Genomic DNA, 9,472 nt, shown 5'->3' on the forward strand with positions numbered 1-9,472 from the left:
TATATTATGATACAGAACGAAACAATAACCAATATCCTGACACGAGTTACGGTCAGGAGGTTTACAGACGAGCCGGTAAGCGATGAGGCGTTGCACATCTTGCTACAGGCAGCCATGGCCGCACCCAGTTCGATGAATTTTCAGCCTTGGCATTTCATCGTGGTGCGTGATGAGGCAGTCATGCAAAAACTCAAGGATTGTTTGCCTTATGCAAAGATGATAAATAAGGGATGTACGGGGATTGTGGTTTGTGGCGATGTGTCTCTTTACGAATCCATCAATAAGATGGATAAGGAAGACAACACACTTTATTGGGTGCAAGATTGTTCGGCTGCATCCGAGAATCTGTTGCTGGCAGCCCATTCTATCGGGCTGGGAGCTGTATGGACGGGAATTTATCCACTGGAAAGCCGTGTGGATAAATTGCGTGATTTGCTGTCTGTGCCTGTCCATATTGTACCTTTGAACTTGATATTGGTGGGGCATCCGGTCAACATTCCTCAACCGAAGAATAAATGGAACAAAACAAAAATACATTACGATAAATTCTGAACACTTGTATGTTGAACGAAATCTTATTCCATCATGTCGGTTATGTGGTAGCCGATATCCGTCTTTCTGCTGCTCAGTTTGCCCAATTGGGGTATGTAGCTGGAGAGATACTTTACGATGAAGGCTTGCAGGTTGAACTTTGTTACCTGACTAAGGAGGGGGCACCTCTTGTTGAGCTTGTACATCAGTTGCAGTCTGGTTCGCTTGAAGCCAGTCTGCTTCATGCCAATGGTGTTATGCCGTATCATCTGGCTTACGAAGCTTTGGGCTTTGATAAAGCTTGTGAGGAGTTGCTTGCCCAAGGCTATGAACGGTTGTTTGCCCCGGTACAGGTAGGGGCATTGCAGGGCATTCGGATTTGTTATTTTCATCATCCGGATGCTGGTTATATAGAACTGATAGAGAAACGTTGAACGGTATAATGGCAATGTGGCAATTTGTTAATGTGGCAATGTGTTAATGTGGCAATTTGCTAATTTGCTAATGTGTTAATTTGCTAATGTGTTAATGTGCTCTCATATTATTCATTAGCACATTAACGCTGCATTTTCATACGGTTTTGTGCGTCAGGCTCAGGAAGCGGTTTGTTACGTTGTTGAGCCGGGTGTGTTGACAATCAGTAACGCTGTTATGTGGGAATATAGTTTTTGGCATGTCACAGTACTTGGCAAAGCTTTTTCATCTATATGCATCGGTGCGCGCAAGTACATGCGGTGACGGACGCAGATAGTTGATAGTCCGTCAGATGATAGCAGACAGTTAATAATCAATGTGCGTAAATTAATCATGCCAATCAGGAGTTAAAGGGGAGTTAGAAGAAGTTATTGTCCGCCGGGCTTTGGGTATTGGTTTCAGAAGCAGGACTATTGACCTTTACCTCCTGAACGAAGTGGTAACTCCTGTGAAACATAACAGCTTTTAATTCCTGATTGGCATGCATTACATTTTTATTTCATGTGTTAAATTGAAAGTCCGGTGTTGAAAATTTGGTGGCAGATGTAGTTGTGAGCCTTCTGGGGCTTTCCCACTTGGACTGGAGGAAATGTTTTTGTGTTAATTTGATAGTCCCTCCTTTTGTTAACTGCTAAATCCTTTAACATAATGTGGTTAAAGTCGTGATGAAAAAGGCTTCAAATGCTTTAGGGAACCGAAATATTTGTTATATTTGTTTCATAATCTTTTAATAATGCAAAACTAAAAAGAGACGTATGAAAGATCAGTTGAAACATTTCTTACTGTTTGCTGTGCTTACCATTTGTTGTACAGCTACGGCGGTGGCACAGGCTACCGTGAAAGGTATGGTGGTGGATGCAGGTACAAACGAGCCTCTTATCGGGGCTACGGTTGCCGTGCAGGGGACTACGCAGGGGGCTATCACCGATGTGAACGGAGGTTTCACATTGAAGCTTGCTAAAAAGGGAGTTACCATCGTATTTACATACTTGGGCTATAAAGAGAAGACCGTAACAATCGGGAAGGATGGAGAGGTAGACTTGGGTACCATCCTGATGGAATCGGATGCACAGATGCTCCAGGACGTGGTGATTACTTCGTCGGTGGCTATCGCCCGCAAGACGCCGGTAGCCGTTTCCAGCGTAAGCATGGACTTTATTGAAGAAAAGCTCGGTACGCAGGAGTTTCCCGAAATCCTGAAGTCAACTCCGGGTGTGCATGCCAACAAGGAAGGCGGAGGTTATGGTGACTCTGAAATCTATATGCGTGGGTTCGGCAACGAGAATATCGCCGTGATGGTGAACGGTGTGCCGATGAACGATATGGAGTGGGGAGGCATCTATTGGTCGAACTGGGCAGGACTGACCGATGTGACACGCACCATGCAGACCCAGCGCGGTTTGGGTGCTTCGAAGGTATCGGCTCCTTCGGTAGGTGGTACCATTAACATTGTGACCCGTGGACTGGATAGCGAAAAAGGCGGAACCCTTGCTTATTCGATGGGGAACGACGGCATGAACAAGATTTTGTTCAGCGTTTCTACCGGTGTGTCGAAAAGCGGCTGGGCAATGACGTTGCTCGGTGCCCGTACGTGGGGTAACGGTTATGTGCAAGGCACTGACTTCGAAGGATACAATTATTTCCTGAACATTTCGAAACGCATCAATGAGGCACACCAGTTGTCGTTGACGGCTTTCGGTGCTCCGCAAAAGCACTACCAGCGTGACGGTGCCCTGACCATTGCTGGCTGGCAATATGTGGAAAAGGTATTCGGGGTGAAGAATTACAAATACAACTCTACGTACGGATTCGATAACAACGGTCAGCGTCGGAGTTCGGAATACAACGTATACCACAAGCCGCAAATCAGCTTAAACCACCAGTGGCAGATTGATGAGAAATCATCGCTGAGTACGGTGGCATACGTGTCTATCGGACGCGGTTACGGAAATTCAGGTCAGGCAAATGAAGACTATGGGTATTCATACCGCGACTGGAATGGAGGTTATTATGGCGAATTAATGACCGAGTATCGTAAAGCCGATGGTACGTTCGATTATGGAAAAATCGAAGACATCAATGCGGCAAGTGAGTATGGTTCGATGATGGTCATGAGCCAGTCGAAGAACTATCATAACTGGTATGGTTTGCTCTCTACCTATACGACCAAGTTCGGCGAATACTTCGATTTCTACGGAGGTATCGATTTCCGTTATTATAAAGGTACGCATACGAACGAGATTTCGGATCTGTTCGGCGGCCAGTATTTCATGGATTCTACCCGCGGCGATGTACAGGTGGAAAACAATGCCAATGCTGCCAATTCGGCATGGAGATACCAGAAACTGGGTGTAGGCGATGTGGTGTACCGTGACTATGACGGACACGTATTGCAAGAGGGGGCTTTCTTCCAGACCGAGTTCAACAAGGATAAGCTCTCGGCTTTCGTGGCAGGTTCGTTATCGAATACCACGTATTGGCGTTACGACCGTTTCTATTACGACGAGGCTCATGCCAAATCCGATAAAATCAGCTTCTTGGGCTTTACGGCAAAGGGTGGTGCCAACTACAACATCACCGACAATCACAATGTATTCTTTAACTTAGGATATATCAGCCGTGCGCCGAAGTTCTCTTACGGTGCTTTCATGCAAGCCACTACGAGCCATGCCATCAACAAGGATGCCAAGAACGAGAAAGTCTTGTCGTTCGAGTTGGGATACGGTTTCCGCAACGAGTGGCTGAGCGCGAACGTGAATGCTTATTATACCAAATGGCTGGACAAGACCATGACCAAGAGCGGTACGATGGATAACCAGATGGAATATTTCATGAACATGACCGGTGTGAACGCCTTGCACAAAGGTATCGAGCTGGATGTGAAAATCACTCCGTTGAACTGGCTGGAGCTGACGGGTATGTTCTCGTTGGGTGACTGGAAATGGGATAGCAACGCTACGGGATATGCTTACGATGCTTACGGTCAGGCATTGACGGCTGAAGGAACCGTTACCACAGTAGGTGCTGCCGACCATGCCAATGCCAAGATTAACCTGAAAGGTGTGCGTGTAGGAGGTTCGGCACAGACCACGGCGGCTATCGGCGCTACCTTCAAGATTGGCAAGTCCATCCGTGTAGGTGCTGACTGGACGTATTACGGACGCAACTATGCGTACTATTCATTGTCGGGAAGCAACCTGTCGTTGGGCAGGGAGGTATCTGTGCTCGACCCGTGGAAGATTCCGGCAGCCAGCCAGTTTGACCTGAATGCTTCTTACCGCTTCAAGATCGGCAAGCTGAATGCTATCCTTTCCGGAAACGTGAACAACTTGCTGGATTACCAGTATATCTCGAAGGCATACAATCCGAATACGCTTTCTTCTTCAACCCTGCAGGAAGCTACCGCCGATAACATTTATTGCTACTATGCGTTCGGCCGTACGTATAGCTTGAGACTGAAAGTAAATTTCTAATCCTTAATAAAAGAAATGCAGTATATGAAAAAGATAATGTTGATGTCGACCGTATTGCTGGCGGGCTTGTCGGCATGCGAAGATTATAACGACCAGTTTAATATTGATTCTTCCCTGACCGATGTGAAGACGGGCGTTACCATCCAGCTGGCTTCTTCCGATTACGGAACCATAGCGGGAATGGAAGCGAACAAGGAACTTGCCTTGTCGAAAGACCCGGAAGGGCAGACCTATGTGGCGGCTTTAGAAGCCATCGGCAAGAACAAGTATTTTGCCGATGCCACGGAAGCCGAATGGTATTTGCCTGCTTTTATCGATTATAAATATCCGAATGCCGATACCGGTTCGCGCATCTCGGTACAATATAATATGTACAGAGGGCAGTCGGGCTATCTGGCCGATTTCAAGAAGATTTCGGATTACACACTGACCAATAACGATTACCGTAGCGTATGGAACGGGACTTCTACCGCTACTTATCTGTCTCCGTCTACACTGAGACAGATTCCTTCTGTTCTCGAATCGCGAATGGAAAACCCGCAAGAAGGTGATATGGTAGCCGTGAACTATGCTTACTCGGAGTTTGAACCCGGTGCGGGAGGCGGTGTCATTCCGGTAGTGTATCAGCAGGTTAATACCTTCGACGGAGAAGCCGGAAATTACGTCATTGCGGCTAAAGCCAACGATGGCAGTTATTATCCGTTCGGCAAGCTGGATGACCCGAGTAAACCTTATGGATATATCTATCCCGATGCGATTACCGTGACCGATGGCATTATTTCTTCGGATAACGGTTCAGAGCAGGTTGTTACGATCGAAGAAGGTTCGGAAGGCTATACGTTGTTGAATAGCTACATGCAGTACATCTACATGGACGAGACACACGATAATTTTAACTTTACGACTTCTTTACCAACGGAAGGCGGAGAATGGTCGTTTGAGTCGAACGGAGACGGCACGTTTAAGCTGAAGAATATCGAAAGGGACAAGACCGTAAAACTGACTCTTTATAACGATTCGTATAGCTACGGAAGCTATGCAGCTTCGCGCTACACGTATGTGGAGGATGCGATGAAGGAAGAAAGCAAATTGTTTGCTGTTAAAAACATTACTGTTCCTGAAGATCTGTCTGCTGTATGGTCTCATGATGCCTCATACGGTTATTATAAAGCGACAGGATATGATGATGCAAATAAGAAAAACTTGGCAGCCGAAAGCTGGTTTGTGTCTTCCGAAATCGACTTGTCGGAAGCGCAGAATCCAGTACTGAACTTTGATTTTGCTTTCAATTTCTTGAATGGGAACAATGCGGCTGATTTTATGCAACTGAAAGTCTCTACTGATTATACCGGTGATGTACAGGCAGCTACGTGGACAGATTTAGCTTATGATGGTTCTCGATTTAACCGTTGGGATTTCATCGCTCAAAGCGTAGACCTGGCGCAGTTTGCAGGGAAAAAGATTACCTTGGCATTCGCTTACAAGAGCACTGACCAGTGTGCGCCTACCGCCGAAATCAAGAATCTGGCGATTGTAAACGGACAATACTGGGATGTATGCCTTTTCAAGGAAGTGCCCGAATCGGAAGTAGCAGCCCAGATGTTGAAGATGAGCCGTGCATCGGGCGCATACGCCAATACCGCTGCCCTCTATGTATATCGTGAAGGTGCATGGTGCGAATATACGAATGAAGACGCGAATGTTGTGGTTGCCGACCCGGCTATGTATGCCGAATTGGGTGCCGACTATGTATCGCGGCCTGCCAATGTATTCCCCATCTATCTGGTTCAGAAGTTCCCGTTTGCCGCGAAAGGTGATAAGGCTGCCGTGGTTTACCGTGCAGATGCCGACGGAACAATGGCTGTAACGGAATATACGTACGATGCCGGCTGGAGTGCATCGCAGATTTATTCTTCCCGTACCACTACTTTCGAAAAAACCGAAGAAGGATATGTGGCTATGGCAGGCACTTACCTGAATGAAAGCTTGTTGGGTGATGAAGGTGGTTTTACCATCCAGGACATTTCGATGCAAGGCGTCAACTATGTATGGTCGAACACGGAACAATATGGCTGGAAAGCATCTGCTTACTATAACAATACGAATTATCCGGCAGAAAGCTGGCTGGTATCTCCGGTGATAGATTTGTCGGAAGCCATGGCTCCGCAGGTGGCATTTGAGGAAGCGCACCGTTATCTGAATGGTGAAGCGTTGACCGACCATTTCAAGATTAAGATTTCTACCGATTATGTAGACAATGTAGAGTCTTGCACATGGGAAGACTTGATATTCGATGAATCGCAATGGTCTGACGGGCAGACGTGGGATTTCTATCCGGTAGGTCCGTACGATTTGAGTACATACGCAGGACAAACCATCCGGATTGCCTTTGTTTACATCAGCAATTCTACGGCTGCTCCTACGTGGGAATTCAAGAATATCGTGGTGAATGAGGCTGAATAAGTTATAAAATGAAATGATTACATAAAGAAACGCAGATATTCGCGGATTCGTGCAGACTGGAATTATAATCTGCGTGAATCTGCGGATATCTGCGTTTTAATTATTAACCGGTTACTGAATATATGAAATCTGTTTTAAGAATATACATGCTGCTTTTCGGCTTCATAGTAGTCGGGTGTAGCGACAATGATACGATAACCATTGAGAATGAGACCACGCAAGAAGGAGCGGTCACATTGGTATTGAAAGGGTACGAAAGTGCTTCTGAGGGGTTCTCTGTATGCCAGCCCGAAGGGTTTACTTATCCGTTCTACATTCAAGACAAGACTTTTCATGGGGATGTCTACTGGTTTTCAAAAAGCGATGCCGGACGTCTGGACGCCATGCCGGAAGTACCTGTACAAGAAGCCGGTTGGCAACAATCGGTTGACATCGAGGAAGATGCCGCTTATTGGGCTTGGTGTATGGGTGCCGACCGTTACCGCTATCTGAAGTTCCGGGTAATAGACATCGAAGGAAACAATGTAACGATTGAATATGTGGAAGAAGATGCTCCGGCTGGAAACTGGAATGCGAATGCCGGTAATGATTACGTGACGGAATACGAAATGCCTTGCCTGAACGATTCGAATGTGTATGTGGCGCATGACATTGAGGTAAACGGTAATCGGGTATTGAATTATGCACTGGAGTGGAATGCGGCTAAGCGGCACGCCAATTGGGTGGCTTTCAGTTTCGATAAAACGACTTCGGCTGATGAAGTATCACGTACCGATGCGTGGGCGGTAGACGAAGAGTTGCCGGAAGAGATGCGTACGGAAGAAGCAGACCATAAGAGTGACGGTTTCGATAAAGGCCATTTATGCGCTTCGGAAGACCGGGTGTATACGAAAGAAGCCAACGAGCAGACCTTCTATTATAGCAACATGTCGCCACAATTGAATGACTTTAACGGAGGTTTTTGGCGTGGATTGGAAGAACAAGTGCAGACGTGGGGACGTTCTACAGCATCAGGAACCTACGATAAAGTATATGTGGCAAAAGGAGGAACCCTCAATGAATTATTGGTGAACTTTAACGGTACACACGTTTCGGGAGGAACTCCTACGACCGATGAAAATGGTTTTACCATACACGGATTGGCATGTCCTGCGTCCTATTTTATGGCTGTATTGACTGAAAAGGGAAATGATTTTCATGCCATTGCGTTTTTGATACCTCATCAGGAAGGATTGATTCGTAATCCGAAAGCGGAAGATTTGCAAAAATATGTGATTCCGGTGGATGAGCTGGAACGGAAGACAGGCATTGATTTCTTCTGCAATCTGGATGATGCGGTAGAGAATCAGGTAGAAGCAGAAGCGGTGATAAGTGACTGGAGTTGGTGATAAAATTGAAGGAATATGTATAAAAGAATCGGATTGACACTCTTTCTGTTCCTGCTGGTCGTAGCAGGTAATGCACAGAATAAGAAAGGGAAACTCTACGGAGTGGCGTTTTATAACTTGGAAAACCTGTTTGATACCGTTCACGATGAAGGGAAGAACGATTATGAATATTTGCCGGACGGACGGAATAAATGGGATGATAAGAAATATCAGTCGAAATTGGAGCACATGTCGACTGTATTGAGCCTGTTGGCTACGGATAAGGTGGACGAAGGAGCCGCGGTGATAGGCATGGCAGAGGTAGAAAACCGCCGTGTGCTGGAAGACCTGTTAGCCCAGCCTGCGTTGAAGGAACGGGGGTATCAGATTATCCATTACGAAGGACCGGACGAACGGGGCATCGATTGTGCCATGTTTTATAATCCGGAACTTTATCAGGTGAAATCTACAAGGTTGGTGCCTTATCAGCTTGCGGAACCGTCCGACAGACCTACACGTGGCTTCTTGATAGCGGACGGAGAATTGGCAGGCGAACGGGTAGCTTTTATTGTCAATCATTGGCCTTCGCGTGGAGCCAAGTCTCCGGCTCGTGAGCGTGCCGGTGTGCAGGTGCGTGCCTTGAAAGACTCTTTGCAACGTCTGGACTCGAAAATCAAGATTGTCATTATGGGGGATATGAACGACGACCCGATGGACAAGAGCATGGCAGAATCGCTCGGAGCCAAACGTAATGCCAAGGATGTGAAAAAGAAAGAACTGTATAATCCGTGGTGGAATACGCTGGAAGGAGGTGACGGGACATTGAAGTACCGGGGGAAATGGAACCTTTTCGACCAGATAGTCTTTACCGGCAATTTTCTGAACCGCCGGCACCGGAAACTGACTTACGAGAGCCATCAGATATTCAAACGCGACTATCTGTTCCAGACCGAAGGAAAATATGCCGGTTATCCCAACCGTACGCAAGCGGGCGGACGTTGGCTGAACGGCTATAGCGACCATTTGCCCACCGTGGTTTATTTCATCAAGCGGTAATAAGTAAGAAGCTGTTTTGAATTTATCGTGCGATGATTTGGGATGAGTTTTTGAGGCATTTTCGCTTCTGTGATGAGGAAGATAGCGGGCTATCTGACGAAGAACAGG

Annotated in this window: 6 protein-coding genes; all 6 read left to right on the plus strand. The window is 46.7% G+C overall.

Translation table 11 applies throughout. The features are described from left to right. Positions 1–6: 6 nt before the first annotated feature. The 6 genes from B5F71_RS04130 to B5F71_RS04155 all read left to right on the plus strand — a co-directional run bounded on the left by B5F71_RS04130 (position 7) and on the right by B5F71_RS04155 (position 9,364). Positions 7–552 carry a nitroreductase family protein gene (locus tag B5F71_RS04130; protein ID WP_022039544.1) on the plus strand — a complete coding sequence of 182 codons (546 nt, stop codon included), beginning with the start codon at positions 7–9 and terminating at the stop codon, positions 550–552. 8 nt (positions 553–560) lie between these two features. Next, a complete protein-coding gene (locus B5F71_RS04135) occupies positions 561–965 on the plus strand; it encodes a VOC family protein (protein ID WP_022039543.1) in 405 nt (134 codons plus the stop codon). A gap of 795 nt (positions 966–1,760) precedes the next feature. After that, positions 1,761–4,478 carry a TonB-dependent receptor gene (locus tag B5F71_RS04140; RefSeq protein WP_087207898.1) on the plus strand — a complete coding sequence of 906 codons (2,718 nt, stop codon included), beginning with the start codon at positions 1,761–1,763 and terminating at the stop codon, positions 4,476–4,478. A 24-nt stretch (positions 4,479–4,502) separates the two neighbouring features. After that, positions 4,503–6,941, plus strand: a complete 2,439-nt coding sequence (locus B5F71_RS04145; protein ID WP_087207907.1) for a choice-of-anchor J domain-containing protein — start codon at positions 4,503–4,505, stop codon at positions 6,939–6,941. Positions 6,942–7,063: 122 nt separating this feature from the next. Then, positions 7,064–8,329, plus strand: coding sequence for a DNA/RNA non-specific endonuclease (locus B5F71_RS04150; RefSeq protein ID WP_087207900.1), 1,266 nt, complete (start codon positions 7,064–7,066; stop codon positions 8,327–8,329). Between the two features lie 15 nt (positions 8,330–8,344). Further along, entirely contained in the window at positions 8,345–9,364 is a 1,020-nt protein-coding gene (locus B5F71_RS04155; RefSeq protein ID WP_087207902.1) for an endonuclease/exonuclease/phosphatase family protein, read from the plus strand. Positions 9,365–9,472 lie beyond the last annotated feature (108 nt).

The organism is Bacteroides sp. An269, assembly GCF_002159755.1.
Taxonomy (GTDB): domain Bacteria; phylum Bacteroidota; class Bacteroidia; order Bacteroidales; family Bacteroidaceae; genus Phocaeicola; species Phocaeicola intestinalis.

Excerpts from the sequence above, each read along its gene's own strand:
- B5F71_RS04140 (WP_087207898.1), top strand. The coding sequence starts at position 1,761 with ATGAAAGATCAGTTGAAACATTTCTTACTGTTTGCTGTGCTTACCATT.
- B5F71_RS04130 (WP_022039544.1), top strand. The coding sequence starts at position 7 with ATGATACAGAACGAAACAATAACCAATATCCTGACACGAGTTACGGTC.
- B5F71_RS04145 (WP_087207907.1), top strand. The coding sequence starts at position 4,503 with ATGAAAAAGATAATGTTGATGTCGACCGTATTGCTGGCGGGCTTGTCG.
- B5F71_RS04135 (WP_022039543.1), top strand. The coding sequence starts at position 561 with ATGTTGAACGAAATCTTATTCCATCATGTCGGTTATGTGGTAGCCGAT.
- B5F71_RS04155 (WP_087207902.1), top strand. The coding sequence starts at position 8,345 with ATGTATAAAAGAATCGGATTGACACTCTTTCTGTTCCTGCTGGTCGTA.
- B5F71_RS04150 (WP_087207900.1), top strand. The coding sequence starts at position 7,064 with ATGAAATCTGTTTTAAGAATATACATGCTGCTTTTCGGCTTCATAGTA.